At 64.4% G+C, this 21,177-nt stretch carries 20 protein-coding genes; 15 read left to right on the forward strand and 5 right to left on the reverse strand.

Annotated features, from left to right (window positions below; translation table 11 throughout):
• Positions 1–94 precede the first annotated feature (94 nt).
• The 6 genes from BM059_RS11250 (at position 95) to BM059_RS11275 (ending at position 6,603) form a co-directional block, all read left to right on the forward strand.
• Positions 95–649 (forward strand): DNA-3-methyladenine glycosylase I, encoded by a 555-nt coding sequence (locus BM059_RS11250; RefSeq protein ID WP_074938691.1) that lies wholly within the window; start codon positions 95–97, stop codon positions 647–649.
• Entirely contained in the window at positions 646–1,254 is a 609-nt protein-coding gene (locus tag BM059_RS11255; protein WP_074938693.1) for a pyridoxamine 5'-phosphate oxidase family protein, read from the forward strand. Before BM059_RS11250 ends, BM059_RS11255 begins: the two co-directional genes overlap by 4 nt.
• Before the next feature lie 55 nt (positions 1,255–1,309).
• Positions 1,310–2,197 carry a lysophospholipid acyltransferase gene (locus tag BM059_RS11260; protein ID WP_037001023.1) on the forward strand — a complete coding sequence of 296 codons (888 nt, stop codon included), beginning with the start codon at positions 1,310–1,312 and terminating at the stop codon, positions 2,195–2,197.
• A gap of 127 nt (positions 2,198–2,324) precedes the next feature.
• On the forward strand, positions 2,325–2,591 hold the full coding sequence (locus BM059_RS11265; RefSeq protein WP_037001025.1) for a PilZ domain-containing protein: 267 nt from the start codon (positions 2,325–2,327) through the stop codon (positions 2,589–2,591).
• A gap of 120 nt (positions 2,592–2,711) precedes the next feature.
• The gene (gene mprF, locus BM059_RS11270) at positions 2,712–5,348 is read left to right on the forward strand and encodes a bifunctional lysylphosphatidylglycerol flippase/synthetase MprF (protein WP_074938695.1); all 2,637 of its coding nucleotides are present in this window, start codon (positions 2,712–2,714) and stop codon (positions 5,346–5,348) included.
• Position 5,349: 1 nt separating this feature from the next.
• On the forward strand, positions 5,350–6,603 hold the full coding sequence (locus BM059_RS11275; protein ID WP_394328003.1) for a virulence factor family protein: 1,254 nt from the start codon (positions 5,350–5,352) through the stop codon (positions 6,601–6,603).
• 228 nt (positions 6,604–6,831) lie between these two features.
• Here BM059_RS11275 and ehuA read toward each other — a convergent pair whose 3' ends face one another.
• The 4 genes from ehuA to ehuB all read right to left on the reverse strand — a co-directional run bounded on the left by ehuA (position 6,832) and on the right by ehuB (position 9,881).
• Positions 6,832–7,611 (reverse strand): ectoine/hydroxyectoine ABC transporter ATP-binding protein EhuA, encoded by a 780-nt coding sequence (ehuA, locus tag BM059_RS11280; protein WP_122950732.1) that lies wholly within the window; start codon positions 7,609–7,611, stop codon positions 6,832–6,834.
• A gap of 41 nt (positions 7,612–7,652) precedes the next feature.
• Entirely contained in the window at positions 7,653–8,315 is a 663-nt protein-coding gene (gene ehuD, locus BM059_RS11285) for an ectoine/hydroxyectoine ABC transporter permease subunit EhuD (protein WP_017676297.1), read from the reverse strand.
• Positions 8,312–8,971 (reverse strand): ectoine/hydroxyectoine ABC transporter permease subunit EhuC, encoded by a 660-nt coding sequence (ehuC, locus tag BM059_RS11290; protein ID WP_037001029.1) that lies wholly within the window; start codon positions 8,969–8,971, stop codon positions 8,312–8,314. The genes ehuD and ehuC overlap by 4 nt, the downstream gene beginning before the upstream one ends.
• Before the next feature lie 64 nt (positions 8,972–9,035).
• Entirely contained in the window at positions 9,036–9,881 is an 846-nt protein-coding gene (gene ehuB, locus BM059_RS11295; RefSeq protein ID WP_037001031.1) for an ectoine/hydroxyectoine ABC transporter substrate-binding protein EhuB, read from the reverse strand.
• Positions 9,882–10,126: 245 nt separating this feature from the next.
• Between ehuB and ehuR the strand changes: the two genes are divergently transcribed.
• From ehuR to BM059_RS11325, 6 genes are all read left to right on the forward strand, one after another.
• Complete coding sequence (gene ehuR, locus BM059_RS11300) at positions 10,127–11,524, forward strand: MocR-like ectoine utilization transcription factor EhuR (RefSeq protein ID WP_074938698.1); 1,398 nt, start codon at positions 10,127–10,129, stop codon at positions 11,522–11,524.
• Between the two features lie 343 nt (positions 11,525–11,867).
• The gene (gene eutB / locus BM059_RS11305; protein ID WP_074938700.1) at positions 11,868–12,839 is read left to right on the forward strand and encodes a hydroxyectoine utilization dehydratase EutB; all 972 of its coding nucleotides are present in this window, start codon (positions 11,868–11,870) and stop codon (positions 12,837–12,839) included.
• A 9-nt stretch (positions 12,840–12,848) separates the two neighbouring features.
• A complete protein-coding gene (eutC, locus tag BM059_RS11310; RefSeq protein ID WP_074938702.1) occupies positions 12,849–13,826 on the forward strand; it encodes an ectoine utilization protein EutC in 978 nt (325 codons plus the stop codon).
• A 57-nt stretch (positions 13,827–13,883) separates the two neighbouring features.
• Positions 13,884–15,074: an ectoine hydrolase DoeA gene (gene doeA / locus BM059_RS11315; protein WP_074938704.1), complete on the forward strand. Its 1,191-nt coding sequence runs from the start codon at positions 13,884–13,886 to the stop codon at positions 15,072–15,074.
• Between the two features lie 4 nt (positions 15,075–15,078).
• Positions 15,079–16,083, forward strand: a complete 1,005-nt coding sequence (doeB, locus tag BM059_RS11320) for a N(2)-acetyl-L-2,4-diaminobutanoate deacetylase DoeB (RefSeq protein ID WP_074938706.1) — start codon at positions 15,079–15,081, stop codon at positions 16,081–16,083.
• Between the two features lie 107 nt (positions 16,084–16,190).
• A complete protein-coding gene (locus tag BM059_RS11325; protein WP_074938708.1) occupies positions 16,191–16,667 on the forward strand; it encodes an Lrp/AsnC family transcriptional regulator in 477 nt (158 codons plus the stop codon).
• A gap of 236 nt (positions 16,668–16,903) precedes the next feature.
• Here the strand turns inward: BM059_RS11325 and choX are convergent, their stop codons facing one another.
• Positions 16,904–17,830, reverse strand: a complete 927-nt coding sequence (choX, locus tag BM059_RS11330; protein WP_139220731.1) for a choline ABC transporter substrate-binding protein — start codon at positions 17,828–17,830, stop codon at positions 16,904–16,906.
• Between the two features lie 205 nt (positions 17,831–18,035).
• On the opposite strand from choX, the gene BM059_RS11335 reads away from it, so the two are divergent.
• The 3 genes from BM059_RS11335 (at position 18,036) to BM059_RS11350 (ending at position 21,158) form a co-directional block, all read left to right on the forward strand.
• Positions 18,036–18,602: a C40 family peptidase gene (locus BM059_RS11335; RefSeq protein WP_074938710.1), complete on the forward strand. Its 567-nt coding sequence runs from the start codon at positions 18,036–18,038 to the stop codon at positions 18,600–18,602.
• Positions 18,603–18,847: 245 nt separating this feature from the next.
• On the forward strand, positions 18,848–19,498 hold the full coding sequence (locus BM059_RS11345; protein ID WP_037002073.1) for a 7-cyano-7-deazaguanine/7-aminomethyl-7-deazaguanine transporter: 651 nt from the start codon (positions 18,848–18,850) through the stop codon (positions 19,496–19,498).
• Positions 19,499–19,694: 196 nt separating this feature from the next.
• Entirely contained in the window at positions 19,695–21,158 is a 1,464-nt protein-coding gene (locus BM059_RS11350; RefSeq protein ID WP_074938713.1) for an NAD-dependent succinate-semialdehyde dehydrogenase, read from the forward strand.
• Positions 21,159–21,177: the final 19 nt, after the last annotated feature.

The raw sequence follows: 21,177 nt of genomic DNA on the forward strand, positions 1-21,177 counted from the left end.
ACATCGGCATCATTCATGACGCATAAGGCTGTATTTATATCCAGTTATTTTGCCGCTATAGTCGTCGCTTCGACCCTTACTGAGGCCTGCCGCCATGCCCCGTTGCTTCTGGTGTACCGACGATCCGCTCTACCAGGCCTACCACGACGAGGAATGGGGTGTGCCGCAGCGCGATGCCGGTCACCTGTTCGAGATGCTGCTGCTAGAAGGCGCCCAGGCTGGCCTGTCGTGGATCACCGTGCTGAAGAAGCGCGAGCGTTATCGCCAGGTGCTGCATGGCTTCGATGCCGAGCGTTTGGCGCGCTTGAGCGACGAAGAGATCGAGGTGCTGATGCAGGACCCCGGGATCATCCGCAACCGCCTCAAGCTCAAGGCCGTGCGGCAGAACGCCCAGGCCTGGCTGAAGCTTGAGGACCCGGTAACCTGGCTCTGGTCGTTCGTCGGCGGTGTACCGAAGATCAACCATTTCAGTGACCGCAGCCAGATGCTGGCAGTGACGCCTGAAGCCGAGGCGATGAGCAAGGCGCTGAAGAAGGCGGGCTTCAACTTCGTCGGGCCGACCATCTGCTATGCCTTCATGCAGGCCACGGGTATGGTGATGGACCACACCACCGACTGCGACCGCTATGCGCAACTGAAGGGCTCATGACTACCATCACTACCCTCGACGAACTGCAGGCCATTTACGGCGACAGCCACGAGCGCTCGCGGCGCAAGGAGTTGCCGCGACTGATCGAACCCTACCGCGCACTGATCCAGGCCTCGCCCTTTGTGGTACTGGCCAGCGTTGGCCCGGATGGCCTGGATTGCTCACCGCGGGGCGATGCGCCGGGTTTCGTGCAGATTCTCGATGACCAAACCTTGCTACTGCCGGATCGCCCCGGCAACAACCGCATCGACAGCCTGCGCAACATCGTGCACAACCCGCAGATAGCGCTGCTGTTCCTGATTCCGGGCGTCGGTGAGAGCCTGCGGGTCAATGGCCGCGCCGAAATCTCCCTCGACCCCGGGCTGCTCGAACTGGGCCGTGCGCAGGGCAAGCTGCCGCGCAGCGTGCTGCGCATTCATATCGACAGTTGCTACTTCCAGTGCTCCAAGGCGGTGGTGCGTTCGGGTCTGTGGGATGCCTCGCGTCAGGTCGAACGCGCCAGCCTGCCGAGCGCCGGCGATATCTTCCGCTGCATCTATGAGGAGTTCGATATCGAGGCCTACGAACGCGATCTGCAGCAGAGGCTTAGGACGAGCCTTTACTGACTGCGCGGTCCCTGGCCGCTACAATTGGCGCTTTTCTGAGCGGTTGGAGTCTGTCGTGGAAAAACTCAAGGGCGCCCTGGTGGTGGGTTTCCTGCGCCTGTTCGCACTGCTGCCCTGGCGCGCCGTGCAGGCCGTGGGCAATGCCATCGGCTGGCTGATGTGGAAGCTGCCGAACGGGTCGCGTGACGTGGTGCGCATCAACCTGGCCAAGTGCTTCCCCGAGCTCAGCGAGGCCGAGCGTGAGCGCTTGGTCGGGCAGAGCCTCAAGGACATCGGCAAGACCCTGACCGAAAGCGCCTGCGCCTGGATCTGGCCGGCGCAGAAATCGCTCAAGCTGGTGCGCGAAGTCGAAGGCCTGGACGTGCTGCAGCAGGCGCTGGCCTCGGGCAAGGGCGTGGTCGGCATCACCAGTCATCTGGGCAACTGGGAAGTGCTCAACCACTTCTACTGCAACCAGTGCAAACCGATCATTTTCTACCGCCCGCCCAAGCTCAAGGCAGTCGACGACCTGCTGCGCGAGCAGCGCGTGCAGATGGGTAACCGCGTCGCGCCCTCGACCAAGGAAGGTATCCTCAGCGTCATCAAGGAGGTGCGCAAAGGTGGCGCCGTGGGCATTCCTGCCGACCCGGAACCGAGCCGTTCGTCGGGCGTGTTCGTGCCCTTCCTCGGCACCACTGCGCTGACCAGCAAGTTCGTTCCCGGCATGCTCACTGGCGGCAAGGCGGTCGGTGTGTTCCTGCACGCACTACGCCTGCCAGATGGCAGCGGCTACAAGGTTATCCTCGAAGCGGCGCCGGAAGGCATGTACAGCGAGAGCGTGGAAGAAGGCGTGGCGGCGATGAGCGAGGTGGTGTCGCGCTACGTGCGCAACTATCCGAGCCAGTACATGTGGAGCATGAAGCGCTTCAAGAAACGCCCAGAAGGCGAGGCCAAGTGGTACTGATGTACTGTCAGCGAACACGATGACGAACGAAGGCGCCTTGATGGCGCCTTTTTTCCGCCACATGCTGGGCGCCTGCGCGCTAATGCGCTATTAAAGGCGACATCGCTCGTCCATTTATGGAGCCGTCATGCCGAACCAGCGTCAGCAGGTGCGTACCCCGATGAAGTGCCGGATCAAGATCAGCCACCCCAGTTTCGGTGAGCTGCTGGCACAGACCCGTGACCTGTCCGATAGCGGCGTCTACGTGAAGCACCCGGACATCACCGGCCTCTCGGTCGGCACCGAAGTGACTGGCCAAGTGCAGGATCTGCCTTTCCCTGCGCCGGTACTGAAGATGGAAGTGATGCGTGTGGATGCCGAAGGGGCGGGCCTGCGTTTCCTCGGCGAGGCCTAAGCGGCTGCGGCCAGCCTGAATATTCGCGACGAATGTTTCGGATAAATGGAACATTTTGTTACATCTACACTCTGATCAAAACCTCACTCCGAGGCTGCGTCCATCAGAGGCGTTTTCGACATGAGTCGAGCGGTACCCGAACTTCCCGCCCAGGGCGCTGATGCGCCTGATCTTCTTCCCTCTTCACAACCCGGCTGGCTGCAACGCAACCGTCACTTGATCGGCCTCGGTCTGTCGCTGCTGTTGTTCGGCCTGGCGCTGGTCGCCTGCTGGCACCTGGTACGCGAGATCAATCCGGATCAGGTGCGTGAATCGCTGGCCGCGGTACCGCCGCAAGCCCTGCTCGGCGCACTGCTGGCCACCGTGCTGGGTTTTCTGGTGATGCTCGCCTACGAGTGGTCGGCCAGCCGCTATGCCAACGTCGACCTGCCGCCGCCGACCCTGGCGCTCGGCGGTTTCTGCGCCTTCGCCATTGGCAATGCCGTGGGCCTGTCGGCGTTGTCCGGCGGTTCGGTGCGTTATCGCTTGTATGGGCGCAACGGTCTTGGCGCGGGCGATGTGGCGCGCATGAGCCTGTTCGCCAGCCTGTCGCTCGGCGTCAGCTTGCCGATTCTTGCGGCGCTGGCGGCCCTGTTCGATCTGCAAGATGCCTCGGCCGCGCTGCGCTTGTCCGAGCCTGTGCTGACGGTAGTGGCTGTTGCCGTGCTGGTCGCCGCCACGGCGGTGGCGCTGCTGGTCAGCCGCAAACGCCTGGCCGAGCGCCCTGCTCCCGGTTGCTGGCAGGTCGACCTGGGCCGTTTCAGCCTGCGTCTGCCGGGCCTGCGCATGAGCCTGACGCAGCTGTTGATCAGCAGCCTCGACGTGCTGATCGCCGCCAGCGTGCTGTACCTGCTGTTGCCCGAGGCGCCGCCTTTCTCTTCCTTCGTACTGATCTACATGCTGGCGCTGGCAGCCGGTGTGCTCAGCCATGTGCCGGGCGGCGTCGGGGTGTTCGAGGCGGTGCTGCTGGCGGCCTTTTCCTCACGCATCGATCCGGCCGGGCTGGTTGCGGCGATGCTGCTCTATCGCCTGCTTTACGTGATCCTGCCATTGGTCGCCGCAGGCCTGCTGCTGCTGGCTGCCGAGGCGCGCCGCCTGTGGTTCCCGCGGCAGATGGCGCGCATGGCCAGCGGCATGGCAGCGCCACTGCTGGCGCTGCTGGTGTTCTGCGCCGGCGCGGTACTGCTGTTCTCTGGGGTGACGCCGACCATGGACGAACGCCTGGAGGCGCTGGGTTTCCTCATGCCGCCGCAACTGGTGGCGGCCTCGCACCTGGCGGCCAGCCTGGTCGGCACGCTCTGCCTGCTGCTGGCGCAAGGGCTGCGCCGGCGCCTGTCAGCGGCTTGGGCACTGACCCTGGTGCTGCTTTGCCTGGGCGTGGTGCTGTCGCTGCTCAAGGGCTTCGACTGGCCGGAGGCTTTGGCGCTGGCGGCCATCGCTGGCCTGCTGGCGCTGTTTCGCCGCGAGTTCTACCGGCGTAGCCGGCTGATGGATGTACCGGCATCCGGCCTGGTCCTGGCGGCCACCGCCGGAGTGATCGCGGCCTCGGTGTGGCTGCTGTTGTTCGCCTATCAGGACGTCGCATACAGCCATCAGCTGTGGTGGCAGTTCGAGCTGGATGCCAATGCCCCGCGCGGTCTGCGGGCGGCACTGGGCAGTGCCCTGGTGCTGCTGGCGGTCGGCCTGACTTGGTTGCTGCGCGCCACGCCGCCGAGTATCAGCTTGCCCGACAAGGAGACGCTGCTGCGTGCGCGCGCCATCGTCCAGGCCTCGCGCCAGCCGGAGGGTAGCCTGGCGCTGAGCGGCGACAAAGCCCTGCTGTTCCACCCCGACGGCGATGCCTTCCTCATGTACGCCCTGCGTGGGCGCAGCCTGGTGGCGCTGTTCGACCCTATTGGCCCGCCAGCGGCGCGTGCCGAGCTGATCTGGCAGTTCCGCGACCTGTGCGATCGCCACCATGCGCGGCCGGTGTTCTATCAGGTGCGCGCGGAAAACCTGCCCGGCTATATCGATATCGGCCTGACCGCGCTGAAGCTCGGCGAAGAAGCGCTGGTCGACCTGAAGACTTTCGACCTGGCCAGCAACGGCAAGGAGATGAAGGCCCTGCGCTACACCTGGAACCGCGGCCAGCGCGATGGTCTGAGTCTGGAATTCCATGCGCCTGGCCAGGTGCCGATGGACGAGCTGCATGCCATTTCCGATGCCTGGCTGCAGGGCAAGAGCGTGCGCGAGAAGGGCTTCTCCCTGGGCCGTTTCAGTCCTGAATACCTGGCGCATTTTCGCGTCGTGGTGGTGCGTTTCGAGGGGCGTGCGGTGGCCTTCGCCAACCTGCTGGAATGCGAGACGCGCGCGGTGGCCAGCCTCGACCTCATGCGTGTGCTGCCGGATGCGCCGAAGTCGACCATGGAGTTCCTCATGCTCGGCCTGATTCAGCAGTTCCAGAGCGAGGGCTATGCCCGTTTCAGCCTCGGCATGGTGCCGCTGGCCGGCCTGCAGACACGCAAGGGCGCGCCACTGCCGCTGCGCCTCGGTGCCCTGGTGTTCGACCGTGGCGAGAGTTTCTACAACTTCCAGGGCCTGCGCCGCTTCAAGGACAAGTTCCTGCCGCAGTGGGAGCCGCGCTACCTGGCCGTACCGGCCGGGCTCGACCCCTGGGTGGCATTGGCCGACACCGCAACGTTGATCGCGGGCGGCCTGGGTGGATTGGTGAGGCGTTGAAATGAGCAGGACGACAAGGACGCTGGGTGGGTTGTTACTGGTTACCGCCCTGGCTGCAGGCGCGGTGGGTTGGTGGTGGTCGATGCATGCGGTAGCGCATCTGCAGACAGTGCAGATACAGGGCGCCTCGGCGCAACTGCTGAGCCAGGGTGAGGCGCGTCAGCGTGTGCTACTGCTTGCACCGGCTGACCAGGCGCTGGACGAAAGCACGCTACGGCGCTTTGCCGAAGTGGGTGATATGCGCCTGCTGCAATTGCCCTTCGTCGCGGGCGACTGCAAGGCGCAGCAGCAGATGCTCAGCCAGGCCAGCGAGCGTCTCGGCGGCGCGCCGACCCTGGTGGCCGGTATTGGCCCGGCAGCGGCCTCGGCCTGGCGCTGGCTGGCGGCGCAGCGCGACGATCAGGCCCAGGCGCTGTCGGTCGGCTTCGACCTGGCCAAGCCCGATTGCGCCGAGCCCTTGCCGAACAAGGCCGAGCACGGCCATTGGATCGCCCTGTGGAACGACAATCCAGGTGATGACAACGCGCGCTTCCTGCGCGAGCAGGGTAACGGTGAGCCGCGTATTGGCGCGCTGGGCACGCCGCTGCCGACGCTGCTGGCCGAGCAGCTGCAGCACCTGCTCGCCGGCCAGGGCGCGGCGATGCCGGTGATCGAGCACCCTTCGGCGCAAGCGGCCGATACCCTGACCCTGTTTTATTCAGGTGACGGCGGTTGGCGTGACCTCGACCGCGCTTCGGCCGAGCACATGGCCGCTGCCGGTTATCCGGTGGTGGGCATCGACACCTTGCGCTACTACTGGCAGCACAAGAGCCCGGAGCAGAGCGCCGCCGACCTGTCGCGGCTGATGCAGCAGTACCGCGACAAGTGGCATGTGCAGCGCTTTGTGCTGGCTGGCTATTCCTTCGGTGCCGATGTGCTGCCGGCGATCTACAACCGCCTGCCGGCCAGTGATCAGCAGCAGGTCGATGCCATGCTGCTGCTGGCCTTCGCCCGCAGCGGCAGTTTCGAGATCGCCGTCAGTGGCTGGCTCGGCAAGGATGGCGCGGAAGCACCGACTGGGCCGGAATTGCGCAAGGTGCCGGCGGCCAAGGTGTACTGCATCTACGGTAGCGAGGAAGCACCCGAGAGTGGCTGCACCGAAGCCGGTGCTCCGGGGGAGCACCTGATGATCAAGGGTGGGCACCACTTCGATGGTGATTACGCCGCGCTAGCGCAGAAGATGCTGGCGGCGATCAAGGCGCGGCAGCAGCGATAGTCTCGCTGGCGCATGCCAATGGATTGCCGTGATTCTGTAGGAGCGGATTCATCCGCGAAAAATCGCGGCTAAAGCCGCTCCTACGAAACGTCAGAGAGAATTGCTGTGGCGGTCGCTTTTGTGGGAGGGGTTGTCGGCTCGGGCATACTGCTTCGCTCTACCTCCTGCATCCATGCAGTCGTAGCCGCGACCGACCTGTCGCCGCTGAAGCGCCTCCCACAGTGCGCCTCAGCTCGCCTCGTTTACCGCGCTCAGAAAGGCCTTGGTTCGCTCCTGCTGCGGGTTGCCGAACAGCTGGTCCGGCGAACCCTGTTCATGGATGCAGCCCTGATGGAAGAAGCACACGCGGTCGGCGAATTCTCGGGCGAAGCCCATCTGGTGGGTGACCATCAGCATGGTCAGGTTGTGTTCACTGCCGAGACGGCGGATGACGTTGAGCACTTCGCCGCACAGCTCCGGGTCGAGTGCCGAGGTCACCTCGTCGAACAGCATCACCTTGGGTCGCATCGCCAACGCACGGGCGATGGCCACGCGTTGCTGCTGGCCGCCGGAGAGCTGCGAGGGGAAATGGCGCAGCTTCTCGCCCAGGCCGACCATCGCCAGCAGGTCCTCGGCGCGTTCGGTGGCTTCCTTCTTGCCCATGCCGAGCACCTGCATTGGTGCCTCGATCACGTTCTGCAGCGCACACATGTGCGGGAACAGGTTGAAGCTCTGGAACACCATGCCGATCTTGCCGCGCACCTTGCGCTGGTGGCTGGCGCTGGCCGGCACCAGACGCCCGTCGCGGGCGGGCATGTGGGTCAGTGGCTCGTCATCGACGGCGATCACACCTTCATCGATGCTCTCCAGGGTCATCAGCGCGCGCAACAGGGTCGACTTGCCCGAGCCGCTGGGGCCGATGATCGCCACCTTCTCGCCGGGGGCGACTTCCAGGTTGAGCTTGTTGAGCACGGTGAGATTGCCGTAACGCTTGGTCACGTCGGTGAAGCGGACGATGGGCTGGGTCATGGAGGAACTCCCTGCGGCGTCTGTAGAGTTTAGAAAAGCAGTCATCGGGCAGTGACCTCCAGGCGATCTTCCACGCGCCGCACGCACCAGGCCAGGGCCAGGCTGAGCAGCAGGAAGAAAAGACCAACCATGGTGATGGGCTCGAGGTAGCGGAAGCTCTCCGAGCCGATGTTCTTGGCTTGTTGCATGATTTCCACCACGGTGATCGCCGACAGCACCGGGGTATCCTTGAGCATGGCCACCAGGTAGTTGCCCAGTGCCGGCAGGATCGGCCGCAGCGCCTGCGGCAGGATAATCTGCCGGTAGGCCGACAGCGGTGACATGTTCAGTGCCGTCACCGCCTCCCACTGGCCACGCGGCACCGCGTCGAGGCCGGCGCGGTACACCTCGGCGGTGTAGCAGGCGTAGTGCAGGGCGATGCCGAGAATGCCTGCCTGCAGCGCGGTGAGATTGAGCCCGTAGTTGGGGAACACGTAGAACAGGAAGTACACCTGGATCAGCAACGGTGTGCTGCGGATGAACTCGATCAGCCCGGCCACCGGCCAGGACAGCCACAGATGCTTGCTACGGCGGGCGATGGCCAGCAGCAGGCCGAGCACGATGGCGATGGCAAAACCGGCGAAGGTGATCAGCAGGGTATTGAGCGAGGCCTTGAGCAGATCCGGGAGGATGCTCAGGGCGAAATCCCAGTCAAAGAAATTCATTGCAGGCCTCCGCGCATCCGGCCACGGCTCAGGCGTTTTTCCAGCAGGCGCATGCCGAGGTTGATCACCTGGGCCATGAGGAAATACAGCAGCAGCGCCAGGGCGAAGATCTCCAGGGTCATGAAGGTCGCCTGGTCCAGCTGGCGAGCACGGAAGGCCAGGTCGGACAGGGTGATCAGCGACACCAGCGAGGTGTTCTTCAGCAGCTCGATCAGCAGGTTGGTACCCGGTGGAATCGCCGCCAGCAGCGCCTGCGGCAGGATGATGCGCAGGAAGCGCTTCGAGGGTCGCATGTTCAGCGCGGTGCAGGCCTCGTATTGACCTTTGGCCACCGAACGAATGGCGCCGCGCATCACTTCCGCGCCATAGGCGCCGATGTGCAGGCCAAGGCCGACGATTGCCACGGTGAAGGCGCTCATCTCGACGTTGAACGGCGGCATTGGCAGCACGAAGTACAGCCAGAACAGCTGCACCAGCAGCGAGGTGCCGCGGAAGATCTCGATATAGGTGATCGCCAGCCAGCGTAGCGGGCCGATGGGCGACAGCCGGCCCAGGGCGGCGATTACTGCCGAGACGATGGCCAGCAGCGAGCCCCAGAAGGTGACTTGCACGGTGACCCAGGCGCCTTGCAGCAGCAGGGGAAGAAGATCGGTCATGAATGTCTACCGCTCTATGCTCGAAAACGCGCCACGCACCTGAGTGCGCGGCGTGATTCGCTCATTACTGGCCGCAGAGTTCGGCGGCGGTCTTGTCGGTGATGTTGGACTGGTCGAAACCGAAGGGCTTGACCGTGGCCAGGTGCTCTTCGCTGCCGATCCATTCCTTCAATTGGGCATTCACCGCATCGCGCAGGTCCTTGTCTTCCGGGCGGAAGGCCAGGGCGCCGTAGCCGGTGTGGGCCGGGTCGTCCTTGAATTCGGCGATGGCTTCGACGCTGTCGCCACCCTTGTCGGCCAGGCCCTTCATGGTCAGCTGGGTACCGACGGCGGCATCGGCGCGACCGGCGCGCACGGCTTGCAGCTGTGCGGTGGTATCCGGCACCTGGAGGATCTGGTCATCGGTGATGCCGGCGCTGCGGGCATAGCCCAGGTTCACCGTGCCGGACATGATCGCCACCTTGGCGCCGCTCTTGGCGATGTCTTCGTAGCTGTGCAGGGCCTTCGGGTTACCGGTTTTCACCAGCAGGGTATCGGGCAGTTGGTAGTGCGGGTCGGTGAACAGCACCTGCTTGCAGCGCTCGGGGGTGATGTACATGCCGGCGGCGATCAGGTCGAAGCGGCTGGCGCGCAGGCCGGGGATCAGCGAACCCCATTCGGTGAGCACCGGGTTGATCTTCTCCACGCCCATGCGCTCGAAGATCTTCTTGACGATCTCTGGCGACTCGCCGGTGACGCTGCCATCGAGGGCGGTGTAGGCGAATGGCGTTTCATTGGCGTAGCCGATACGCACGCTACTGCTGTCCTTGACCTTGTCCAGGGTCGAGGCCTGGGCACCGGCAGCGAGACCGGTGAGCAGGGCGCAGGCCAGTGCGAGGCGGCCGAAGCGGGAGGGGATAACGCTACTCATCTTGGTGTTCTCCTGTTTCTTGTAGTCCGCCAGCGGCGGCGTGCTGTGTTAGGAGGCAGGTAAATCAAGAGCGTTGGTGCACAGGAGGCCTGCGCCGGGTGGTGTTTTTCTGAGTTGCCGAGGCACTGTTTTCCACCCTTGGCCCGAGCATACAAAGGCTTTTTTCGCTGCGGTATTGCACTAGGACAATTGAATCGTAATGCCTCACGCGGGATGCTTGAACGCAGTCGCCGGAGGAGCCATCGATGCACAACTGGAAGAAGGCCCTGGCCAACGCTCGCCCGGGCGAGTCGAAGTACAAGCTGCTGGTCCAGGCGGTCGCCGCCGATATCGAACAGGGTAGCCTGATCGACGGCCAGCGACTGCCACCGCAACGCCAGGTGTCCGATGCACTCGGCATCAGCGTGCAGACCGTGACCAACGCCTACAAGGAACTGGAGCGCCAGGGCCGCGTGCGCTGCGAGGTGGGTCGTGGCAGCTTTGTCTCACGGCGCACCAGCGAGCGCGTGGCCACCAGCATGCTCGATCGCAGCGAGCAGGCGCTGATGGACTTTTCCAATGCGCGCATCCTGCACACCGATGCCCACGACCGCCTGTGGCGACAGACCTGCCTGGAGCTGGCGCAGGAGCCGCACCAGCCCTGGATTCACGCCTTTCGTCCTATTGCCGGCATGCAGCACCAGCGCGAGTCGGCAGTGCGCTGGCTGGCGCGTCTGGGCATGGACGTGGGTATCGAGGACGTGCTGCTGACCAGCGGCGCTGCCCACGGCATTTTCCTCGCCCTGGCCACCCTGGCCGGCCCGGACGACGTGGTGCTCTGCGAAGGCCTGACCGATCACGGTGCCATTGGCAGCTCGCAGGTGCTCGGCTTTACCCTCAAGGGGCTGGAGATGGATCGCTACGGGCTGAACCCCGAGCACTTCGAGGACATGTGCGGCAACGAGCGCATCACCGCGCTGGTCTGCACGCCCAACCTGAACAACCCCACCAGCGCGCTGATGCCCGACGAGCGCCGCCGCGAGATCGCCGAGATCGCCCGCCGCTATGGCGTGTACATCATCGAGGACGATGTCTACGGCCCGCTGCTGGCCGGCCAGCAGAGCACGCGGCCGCTCAGCCATTACGCGCCGGAACTGTCGTTTTACTGCACCAGCATGACCAAGTCGGTGCTCACCGGTCTGCGCATCGGCTACCTGGTGATGCCCAAGCGCCTGGCCCTGCGTACCGAGAGCATCTTGCGGGTCAACAGCTGGATGGCGCCGTCGCTGCTCGGTGAGATTGCCACGCGCTGGATCGACTCCGGCGAGGCCGAGGACCTGGTGCAGCTGCAGCGGCAATTGCTGGCCAACCGGCAGGCTTTGGTGGAGCAGGAACTGGGCGAGCACCTGATCGGCGCTCATCCCTATTCGCTCAACAGTTGGTTGCGGGTGCCCGACGGCTGGGAGATCGACGGCCTGTTACGCGAGTTGCGTCGGCGCAACGTGGCGTTGACTTTGCCCGACCCCTTCGTTCCGCCCGGCATGCCGCGGCCACGCGCGGTGCGCCTGTGCGTCGGCGCCGAATGCAGCGAAGCGAAGATGCGTCAGGGCGTGCAGATCGTGCGTGACGTCTTCGAGCAGTACCCGAAGGTGCATGATTTCTGAGAGCCGTAGGGTGGACGTCGCTTTTCACGTCCACCGCAGCGGTGGCTCGAAGGTTCGGTGGATCGATAAAGCGTGATCCACCCTACGGACTCGACGGCGAGCGGATTAGGCCCCCTCTCCCGCTTGCGGGAGAGGGCTGGGGAGAGGGCTCTTGTAGCCCGGATGAAATCCGGGAGTGGTTTGCACCGGTGCTTCCGCGTTGCATCGGTGCGCACGGCGCACCCTATGCAAACGCACCGATGTCCACCTCTTGAAGCCCACCAGTAAAAAATCGTCCTAGTACATTCAGCCACTCAATTTCCCGCTCATACACTCGGCCGTACACCTTCACGGAACGTGCGCTATGTCTTCCATCTCCGCCGATGATCTACTCAAGGCTCGCCAGTGTATCGCCGGCCTGGTGCGCCAGACGCCGCTGGAGCACTCGCCCAGCCTGAGTCGCCTGGCCGGTGTGCCGGTGTGGCTGAAGCTGGAATCGCAGCAGGCTACCGGCAGCTTCAAACTGCGTGGTGCCAGCAACGCGGTGGCGCAGCTGGATGCCGAGCAGAAGCGTCTCGGCGTGGTCACCGCCTCCACCGGCAATCATGGCCGCGCCCTGGCCTTCGCTGCCTCGCAGCAGGGCGTGAAGGCCATCGTCTGCCTCTCCGAGCTGGTGCCGCAGAACAAGGTGCGCGCCATTCGTGAGCTGGGCGCCGAGGTGGTGATCAGTGGCCGCAGCCAGGACGATGCCCAGCTCGAAGCCTTGCGCATCGCCCGCGAGCAGGGCGCCGCGTTCATCCCGCCCTTCGATCACCCGCATGTGATCGCCGGCCAGGGTAGCCTGGGCCTGGAGATTCTCGAACAGTGCCCGGACGTCTGCGAAGTGCTGGTGCCGCTGTCTGGTGGCGGCCTGTTCGCCGGCGTGGCGCTGGCGATCAAGGCGGCCAGCCCGGCGATTCGTACCCACGGCATCAGCATGCAACTGGGCGCCGCCATGCACGCCAGCCTCGGGGCTGGTGAGCCGGTCGAGGTGGAGGAGCTGCCAACCCTGGCCGATTCGCTCGGCGGCGGTATCGGCCTGGACAACCGCTTCACCTATTCCATCACTCGCGAGCTGTGCGACCAGGTTCACCTGCTCGACGAAGCCGCCATCGCCCGCGGCATTCGCCACGCCTATCGCGAGGAGCGACTGGTAATCGAGGGTGCCGCAGCGGTCGGTATTGCCGCCCTGCTCGATGGCCTGATCGAACCCCGTGGCCCGGTGGTGGTAGTCATCAGCGGCCGCAATATCGACATCGACCAGCACCTGCGCGTGCTCAACGGCGCCGACGCCTGAGGAGTCCCCATGGCCAAGACCCTGATTCTCAACCAGGCCGACCTGCGCGACTGCGTCGGCCTCGACACCGACAGCCTTGCCGTAGTGGAAAACGCCTTCCGCCTGCTTGCCACCGCTGCCGTAGCGATGCCGCCGATCCTGCGTCTGGACGTGCCCGAACATAACGGCGAGGTGGATGTGAAGACGGCCTACCTGCCCGGCGTGGCGCACTTCGCGATCAAGGTCAGCCCCGGCTTCTTCGACAATCCCAAGCTTGGTCTACCCAGCCTCAATGGGTTGATGATGCTGTTCTCGGCGCAGACTGGCCTGGCCGATGCTCTGCTGCTGGACAACGGCTACCTCACCGCCGTACGTACTGCTGCCGCTGGCGCCATCGCCGCCAAATGGCTAGCCCGTGAAGACGCCAAGGTGGTCGCCATCCTCGGTGCTGGCGAGCAGGCGCGCCTACAGCTGCAGGCGCTGCGCCTGGTGCGTGAGGTGCGCGAGGTGCGTATCTGGGCGCGTGATCCCGCCAAGGCCCAGGCCATGGCTGCCGAGCTGGACGATGCGCGCGCCGTGGACAGCGTCGACGCGGCGCTGGATAGCGCCGATATCGCCATCACCACCACGCCCAGTCGCGAGCCGCTGATCCAGCCGCAACACCTGCGCCCCGGCCTGCATATCACTGCCATGGGCTCGGATGCCGAGCACAAGAACGAAATCGCCCCGGCCGTGCTGGCGCGGGTCGATGCCTATGTCGCCGATCGCTTGAGCCAGACCCGCGTGCTCGGTGAGCTCAATCACGCCATCGCCGCCGGCCTGGTGGCTGCTGACGCCGATTTCGCCGAGCTCGGCCAGGTCATCGCCGGCCAGCGTCCGGGGCGTAGCGGGCCCGAGCAGATCACCCTGTGCGACCTCACCGGCACCGGGGCACAAGATACCGCCATCGCCAGCCTTGCCTATCAGCGCGCCGTCGCGGCCGGCAAAGGCCTCAGTTTCGATTCCTGAAACCTGCGGGCGCGGCACGCCGCGCCTGAATAACCGTTCCATCACGAGGGCAACGCAATGTCCGAAATCGTCGTCAACCTCCCCTTCAGCCGGGAGGAATATGCCCAGCGCCTGGCCAAGGCCCGCACGGCCATGCAGGCCAAGGGCATCGAGCTGCTGATCGTCACCGATCCGTCCAACATGGCTTGGCTCACCGGCTATGACGGCTGGTCGTTCTACGTGCACCAGTGTGTGCTGCTGGCGCTCGATGGTGAGCCGGTGTGGTATGGCCGTGGCCAGGATGCCAACGGTGCCAAGCGCACAGTGTTCATGCAGCAGAGCAACATCGTCGGCTACCCCGATCACTACGTGCAGTCCACCGAGCGCCACCCGATGGACTACCTGTCCAAGGAGGTCATCGTCGCCCGTGGCTGGGACAAGCTCACTATCGGTGTCGAGCTGGACAACTACTACTTCAGCGCCGCCGCCTATGGCTCGCTGCAGCGCAATCTGCCCAACGCGCGCTTCGTCGATTCGACTGCGCTGGTCAACTGGCAGCGGGCGATCAAGTCGCCCACCGAGATTGGTTACATGCGCGTTGCGGCGAAGATTGTCGAGAAGATGCACGCGGCGATCTTCGACAAGATCGAACCGGGCCTGCGCAAGAACGAGCTGGTCGCCGAGATCTACCGCACCGGCATCCTCGGTGCCGACGGCCATGGCGGCGACTACCCGGCCATCGTGCCGCTGCTGCCCACCGGCGCTGACGCCAGCGCGCCGCACCTGACCTGGGACGACTCACCAATGGTCAGTGGCGCCGGCACCTTCTTCGAGATCGCCGGCTGCTACAAGCGCTACCACTGCCCGCTGTCGCGCACTATTTACCTGGGCAAGCCGCCGCAGCATTTCCTCGACGGAGAGAAGGCCGTGGTTGAAGGCATCGCCGCCGGTCTGGAGGCTGCAAAACCGGGCAATACCACCGGCGATATCGCCCGCGCCTTCTTCAAGGTGCTGGAGAAGTTCGGCATCCACAAGGACAGCCGCTGCGGCTACCCCATCGGTATCAGTTACCCGCCGGACTGGGGCGAGCGCACCATGAGCCTGCGCCCAAGCGACGAAAGCGTGCTGCAACCGGGCATGACCTTTCACTTCATGCCGGGCCTGTGGCTGGACGACTGGGGCCTGGAGATCACCGAGTCGATCCTGATCACCGACAGCGGTGTTGAAACCTTCTGCGACGTGCCGCGCAAGCTGTTCGTGAAGGACTGACGCCATGACCGACGTTCTGCGCGACAACCCCATCAGCCCCACGGTCGATTTCGACCGTGACGGTGTGCAACACGGCTTTCTCAAGCTGCCCTATTCCCGTGACGATTCGGCCTGGGGCGCGGTGATGATCCCGGTTACCGTGGTGAAGAACGGCAGCGGCCCCACCGCGCTGCTTACCGGCGGCAACCATGGCGACGAGTACGAAGGCCCGTTGGCGTTGAGCAAGCTGGCCCAGCGCCTGCGCGCCGAGGATGTCACTGGCCGGGTGATCATCGTGCCGTTCATGAACACCCCGGCTGTGCAGGCTGGCACTCGCACCTCGCCGATCGACAAGGGCAATCTCAACCGCAGCTTTCCCGGCAAGCCGGACGGCACGGTGACGCAGAAGATCGCCGACTATTTCCAGCGCACGCTGTTGCCGCTGGCCGACGTGGTGCTGGACATTCACTCCGGTGGCAAGACCCTGGATTTCCTGCCCTTCGCCGCCTGCCACATGCTGCCGGACAAAGCCCAGGACGCCGCCTGCGCCGCCGGCATGCGGGCTTTCGCCGCGCCCTACTGTATGCGCATGCTGGAGCTGGACGCGGTGGGCATGTACGACACCGCGGCCGAGGAGCTGGGCAAGGTGTTCGTCACCACCGAGCTGGGTGGCGGTGGCAGCAGCACGGCGCAAAGTCTGGCCATCGCCGAGCGTGGCGTACGCAACCTGCTGATTCATTTCGGCCTGCTGCAGGGTGAGATCGAAGCGAGCGAGTCGGTGATGCTCGATATGCCCAACGGCGATTGCTTCGTCGCCAGCGAAGACGATGGCCTTCTGGAGATGTGCCGTGACCTCGGCGATACGGTGGAGAAAGGCGAGGTGATCGCCCGTGTACACAGCGCCCGCCGCACCGGCGCGCCAGCTGCCGAGTACCGCGCCAAACGCAGTGGCCTGCTCGCTGCGCGACATTTTCCGGGGCTGGTGAAAAGTGGTGATACCCTCGCGGTCATTGCCGAGGTGGTGGGTTAAAAGGGTTCGCCATCCGGCCACATCGTTGTAGGAGCGACTGGGCGGCATTCCGCTTCAGCCGCGAAGTTGCCGCCTGCCAGCACCGTAACCAATCAACCGAGGCCCTGATGCACAAGCTCGACCGCTATGACCTGAAGATCCTGCGTATCCTCTCCGAGGATGGACGGATCACCAAGTCGGCCCTGGCCGAGGCGATCAACCTCTCGGTGACGCCGGCCTGGGAGCGCGTGCGCAAGCTCGAGAGCGCGGGGCTGATCAAGGGCTACCGTGCGCAGATCGACTGGGCAGCGCTGTTTCGCAGCCAGCAGGTGCTGGTAGAAATCACCCTGGCCCGCCACACCGCGCAGGACATGCGCCGCTTCGAGCAGCGCCTTAGCGAGGCCCCGGAGGTCGGTTTCTGCTACGCCACCGGCGGCGGCATCGACTACATCGCGATGATCCGCGCCCGCGACATCGACCACTACCAGCGTTTCATCGACCAGCTGCTGCTCGAAGACCTGGGTATCGAGCGCTACTTCACTTACATCGTCACCAAGACCATCAAGGCGGACACGTCGGGCGCGCCCGCTGAGTTGGACGACTAACGCACGCCTGTCACCAGATGTCGGGCGTCCGTAGGGTGGGTTAGCCGCCGCCGGAGTATTCGAACGTTTCGTCTAGTTGGCTGCGGCGTAACCCACCATCGGAGCAGCACGTTTCATTGCCGGGTGGGTTACGCGACGCGCCACGATAGTGGGCATCATCGATTTGCCTTCAGCGTCGCTAATCCACCCTACGGGAAGTGGTTCGACCGGCACCGACACGGTTCTGTGATGCGGTATTAGAGCTTGGCCTTCACCGCCGCCAGGCCATCGCCGCCATCACGGGTAGTCACACCCTCCAGCCAGCCATCGAGCACCTCGGGGTTGGCCTTGATCCAGTTCTTGATCGCCGTGGCATTGGCCACCTTGCGGTTGAGCACATCGTCCATGATGGTGTTTTCCATCGCCTGAGTGAACTTCAGGTTGGTCAGCAGCTTACCCACGTTCGGGCATTCGGCCACATAGCCCTTGCGCGCCAGGGTGTTGACCGAGCCGGTGCTGCCGAAGAATTTCTCGCCGCCCTTGAGGTACTGCATGTCGAACTGCACGTTCATCGGGTGCGGCGTCCAGCCGAGGAACACCACGAACTCGTCGCGCTTCACCGCACGGCCGACCTGCACCAGCATGGCCTGCTCGCTGGATTCCACCAGTTGCCAGTCACCCAGGCCGAACTCGTTGCCCTCGATCATCTGGCGCAGGTAATCGTTGGCTGGCGAGCCCGAGCCGATGCCATAGATCTTCTTGCCGAATTTGTCGGCGAATTTGCTGAGGTCGGCGAAGTCCTTCACCCCGGCCTCATGCACGTAGGTCGGCACAGCCAGGGTGTATTCGGTGCCACCGAGGTTCTCCACCACCTTGTCGATCTGCCCGCTGGCCACGTAGCGGTCATAGTCGTGCTGACCGGCCGGCATCCAATTGCCGAGAAACACGTCGACCTGGCCTTTCTGCAATCCGGCGAAGATGATCGGCACGGCCAGGGTGCGTGTCTGCGGCTTGTAGCCCAGGCCATCGAGCAGCAGGCTGGCGATGCCGTTGGTCACGGCGATATCGCTCCAGCCGGGATCGGCGAGGCTGACAGTGGCACAGCTGGCGCTGTCGGTCTGCGCCTGGGCGCCATGGGCAAGTGCCAGCAGTGAGGCGCCGAGCAAGATGGCTTTGAAGGTCATCAGTGAATCCTTTCCGGTTATGGGTCGCCCCGTGACCTTAACGACCGGGGGCGTACGGCTCAACTGCAGGGGCGTAATTGGAGGCGATTGGTCGGGAATAAGAGGGCATCAGCGGTAAACCGTTCGTCGACTCGTTTCGCTTGGAAATGAACCAAAGGCTTTTCCAGGCAGTCCGTCTCCGGGATGGGCAGGAAGCTCGTTTCCGATGCAATGCCTTGATTCGGAAGGGCTTCCGCGCAAAGGCCAATCACCATGGTCACTGGGTTTGAATAAGTTCTTCACATCACTTTGCCTGGGAGGCGCTCTTTTACTGGGAATTTGTACCCAAGCCTCCGCTACCTTTCGCATTCACAGCATTCCTGCCACTGCGCCAGCGGCCGCGCCCAAGCCCGCCAGCGAAGTGATTGACCGCGCCCTCGGTGCGTTGGGTACGCCGTACCGCTGGGGCGGCACCAGCATACGCCACGGCTTCGATTGCAGCGGCCTGGTGCAATACGCCTTCAAGACCCAGGACGACCTCGACCTGCCGCGTACTTCGCGCGCGCTGTCGCGGGTGGATGCGCCTTCGGTGAAACGTAGTGATCTGCAGCCGGGCGATCTGTTGTTCTTCCGCATTCGCAGCCGCTCCGTGGATCACGTGGCCATCTACATCGGCGAGGGCCGCTTCGTCCACGCGCCGCGTCGCGGCAGCAACGTGCGTATCGACTTCCTCAACAATTCGTACTGGCAGCGCCATTTCCAACTCGCCAAGCGGGTGGTGCCGGAGGCGTGATCAGGTAAACGTCATTCCCGCGAAGACGGGAATCCATAGGATGTCATGACGTTGTGAATTGGAGTGGCGGCGGCGGTTCTGAATAAAATCAATCGTCGACTCGCAACCTTTCATCCGAGCGGCCTGGCCGCCTGTGGGAAAACCTATCCTGCGGGTCAACAACGCGCTAGAATGCGCGCCGCTCGCGGCCATGTCGGCTGCGGCAGTGGGTTCCCTCACCCCACTCCATGAAAAAGGACATCGAAATGACCCTGATTCCTGCGTCGGTCAGTCGGCCTGTGCTGGCCGGCCTGATCGCCTTTCACATCCTCATCATCATCGCCAGTAACTACCTGGTGCAGCTGCCGATCACCTTGTTCGGCTGGCATACCACCTGGGGTGCGTTCAGCTTCCCGTTCATCTTCCTGGCCACCGATCTGACCGTGCGCCTGATCGGCAAGCATGCCGCGCGGGTGGTGATTGCCCGCGTGATGCTGCCGGCATTGGTCGCTTCTTACGTGGTGTCGGTGCTGTTCCATGAAGGCGCCTTCGGCGGGCTGGCGGCGCTGGGTGAATTCAACCTGTTCGTCTTCCGTATCGCCGTGGCCAGCTTCCTGGCCTACGCCTTCGGCCAGTTGCTCGATATTCAGGTGTTCGACCGCCTGCGCAGGATGCGCCAGTGGTGGGTCGCGCCGACCGCCTCGACCATCTTCGGCAACCTGCTCGATACCTTCCTGTTCTTCTCGGTGGCTTTCTGGCACAGCGACGATCCGTTCATGGCGGCCAACTGGGTGGAGATCGCCACGGTGGACTACGTGATCAAACTGGCCATCAGCCTGATCCTCTTCGTGCCGCTGTACGGCATGTTGCTCAGCGCCATCGTGCGGGCCTTGCCGCAACGTACCGCTACCGCCTGAGTCCGTAGCCCGGATGCAATCCGGGAGGGTTATGCGACCTGTTCCCGGATTTCATCCGGGCTACAGAGGCCTCAGAAATCCCCTGTTCAGGCTGATCCTTCAGAAAAAACTGCGGTAGCACCTGCCCGGCTTGGAAAAAACGCCAAGCCGCTCTTCCCTAGCATGTCTTCCATGCCCATCGGCCCGGAGACATGCCATGCCCCTCGACCATCCCCTGCTGTTCAAATCGCTGTGCTATGTCGACGGTCACTGGCTGCACAGTGACGATGGCGCCAGCGTCGCCGTGCACAACCCGGCCGACCAGAGCGTGATCGGCCATGTGCCGATGCTCGGCCAGGGGCAGATCACCGCTGCGGTGGACGCCGCCCAGCGCGCCTTCGCCGACTGGCGTGAGCAGAGCCTGGAAAACCGCGCGAGCCTGCTGCGTCGCTGGGCCGAGCTGATCCTGCAGCATCAGGAAGACCTGGCGCGCATTCTCAGCCTTGAACAGGGCAAGCCGTTGGCCGAAGCCCGTGGTGAGATCCGCTACGCCGCCAGCTTCATTCCCTGGTTCGCCGAAGAGGCGCGCCGCCTCTACGGCCAGACCATTCCCAGCCATATCCCCGGTGCCCAGCTCGGTACGGTGAAGGAGCCGGTTGGCGTCTGCGCCCTGCTCACCCCCTGGAATTTCCCCTGCGCGATGATTACCCGCAAGGCCGCTGCCGCCCTGGCCGCCGGTTGCACCGTGGTGATCAAACCGGCGCACGAGACGCCTTACAGCGCCTTCGCCCTGGCGCAACTGGCCGAGGAAGCCGGCATGCCGGCTGGCGTATTCAACGTGGTGCTGGGCGAGCCGCAGATGGCCATGGAAACCCTGGTCAAGGATGCACGGGTGCGCTCGGTGAGCTTCACCGGCTCGACCCGTGTCGGCAAGTTGGTGTTGCAGGCGGCTGCCGAGGATGTGAAGAAGGTGGCGTTGGAGCTGGGTGGCAACGCGCCGCTGATCATCTGCGCCGATGCCGATCTCGACCACGCGGTGCACGTGGCGCTGGACGCCAAGTTCCAGACCTCTGGCCAGGACTGCTGCGCCGCCAACCGCATCCTGGTCGAGCGCCCCATCTATGAAGAATTCCTCCAGCGCTTCGCCAAGGCCGTGCGTGGCCTGCGTGTTGGCCCTGGGCATGACGAGCGCAACCAGATCGGCCCGCTGATGCACCAGGCTGCATTGGATGGAACGGCCGCCCGGGTCGCCGATGCCATCGAACAGGGCGCGCGCCTGCTGGTCGGCGGCGAGCCGCACGCGCTGGGCGGCTGGTTCTGGCAGCCGACGCTGCTGGCCGACGTCACCGACAGCATGCGCATCTACCGCGAGGAGAACTTCGCCCCCATCGCCGGTGTGCGCGCTTTCGACACGCTGGACGAAGCCGTGAGCATGGCCAACGACACCGAGTACGGCCTGGCCGCCTACATTTGTTCCAACCGTGTGGACGTCGTCCACCCGCTGATCCGCCGCCTCGACCACGCCATGGTCGCGGTCAACGGCACCAAGTTCACCGGCCACCCGATCCCCTTCGGTGGCATGAAAGCCTCCGGCCTCGGTCGTGAGGGCGGCACGGAAGGCTTCGAGCCCTTCGTCGAAACCAAGTACTTCTGCATTCATCATCAGGGCCAGCGTTACTGAGCCCCTTCGGAGGATTACC

The sequence above is a fragment of the Ectopseudomonas composti genome (assembly GCF_900115475.1).
Classification (GTDB): Bacteria; Pseudomonadota; Gammaproteobacteria; order Pseudomonadales; family Pseudomonadaceae; genus Aquipseudomonas; species Aquipseudomonas composti.

Bases quoted from the DNA above. Each gene is read 5' to 3' on its own strand.
- BM059_RS11250 (WP_074938691.1), top strand. From the start codon at position 95: ATGCCCCGTTGCTTCTGGTGTACCGACGATCCGCTCTACCAGGCCTAC.
- BM059_RS11255 (WP_074938693.1), top strand. From the start codon at position 646: ATGACTACCATCACTACCCTCGACGAACTGCAGGCCATTTACGGCGAC.
- BM059_RS11265 (WP_037001025.1), top strand. From the start codon at position 2,325: ATGCCGAACCAGCGTCAGCAGGTGCGTACCCCGATGAAGTGCCGGATC.
- mprF (WP_074938695.1), top strand. From the start codon at position 2,712: ATGAGTCGAGCGGTACCCGAACTTCCCGCCCAGGGCGCTGATGCGCCT.
- BM059_RS11275 (WP_394328003.1), top strand. From the start codon at position 5,350: ATGAGCAGGACGACAAGGACGCTGGGTGGGTTGTTACTGGTTACCGCC.
- ehuA (WP_122950732.1), bottom strand. From the start codon at position 7,611: ATGACCCAGCCCATCGTCCGCTTCACCGACGTGACCAAGCGTTACGGC.
- ehuD (WP_017676297.1), bottom strand. From the start codon at position 8,315: ATGAATTTCTTTGACTGGGATTTCGCCCTGAGCATCCTCCCGGATCTG.
- ehuC (WP_037001029.1), bottom strand. From the start codon at position 8,971: ATGACCGATCTTCTTCCCCTGCTGCTGCAAGGCGCCTGGGTCACCGTG.
- ehuB (WP_037001031.1), bottom strand. From the start codon at position 9,881: ATGAGTAGCGTTATCCCCTCCCGCTTCGGCCGCCTCGCACTGGCCTGC.
- ehuR (WP_074938698.1), top strand. From the start codon at position 10,127: ATGCACAACTGGAAGAAGGCCCTGGCCAACGCTCGCCCGGGCGAGTCG.
- eutB (WP_074938700.1), top strand. From the start codon at position 11,868: ATGTCTTCCATCTCCGCCGATGATCTACTCAAGGCTCGCCAGTGTATC.
- eutC (WP_074938702.1), top strand. From the start codon at position 12,849: ATGGCCAAGACCCTGATTCTCAACCAGGCCGACCTGCGCGACTGCGTC.
- doeA (WP_074938704.1), top strand. From the start codon at position 13,884: ATGTCCGAAATCGTCGTCAACCTCCCCTTCAGCCGGGAGGAATATGCC.
- doeB (WP_074938706.1), top strand. From the start codon at position 15,079: ATGACCGACGTTCTGCGCGACAACCCCATCAGCCCCACGGTCGATTTC.
- BM059_RS11325 (WP_074938708.1), top strand. From the start codon at position 16,191: ATGCACAAGCTCGACCGCTATGACCTGAAGATCCTGCGTATCCTCTCC.
- choX (WP_139220731.1), bottom strand. From the start codon at position 17,830: ATGACCTTCAAAGCCATCTTGCTCGGCGCCTCACTGCTGGCACTTGCC.
- BM059_RS11335 (WP_074938710.1), top strand. From the start codon at position 18,036: ATGCAATGCCTTGATTCGGAAGGGCTTCCGCGCAAAGGCCAATCACCA.
- BM059_RS11345 (WP_037002073.1), top strand. From the start codon at position 18,848: ATGACCCTGATTCCTGCGTCGGTCAGTCGGCCTGTGCTGGCCGGCCTG.
- BM059_RS11350 (WP_074938713.1), top strand. From the start codon at position 19,695: ATGCCCCTCGACCATCCCCTGCTGTTCAAATCGCTGTGCTATGTCGAC.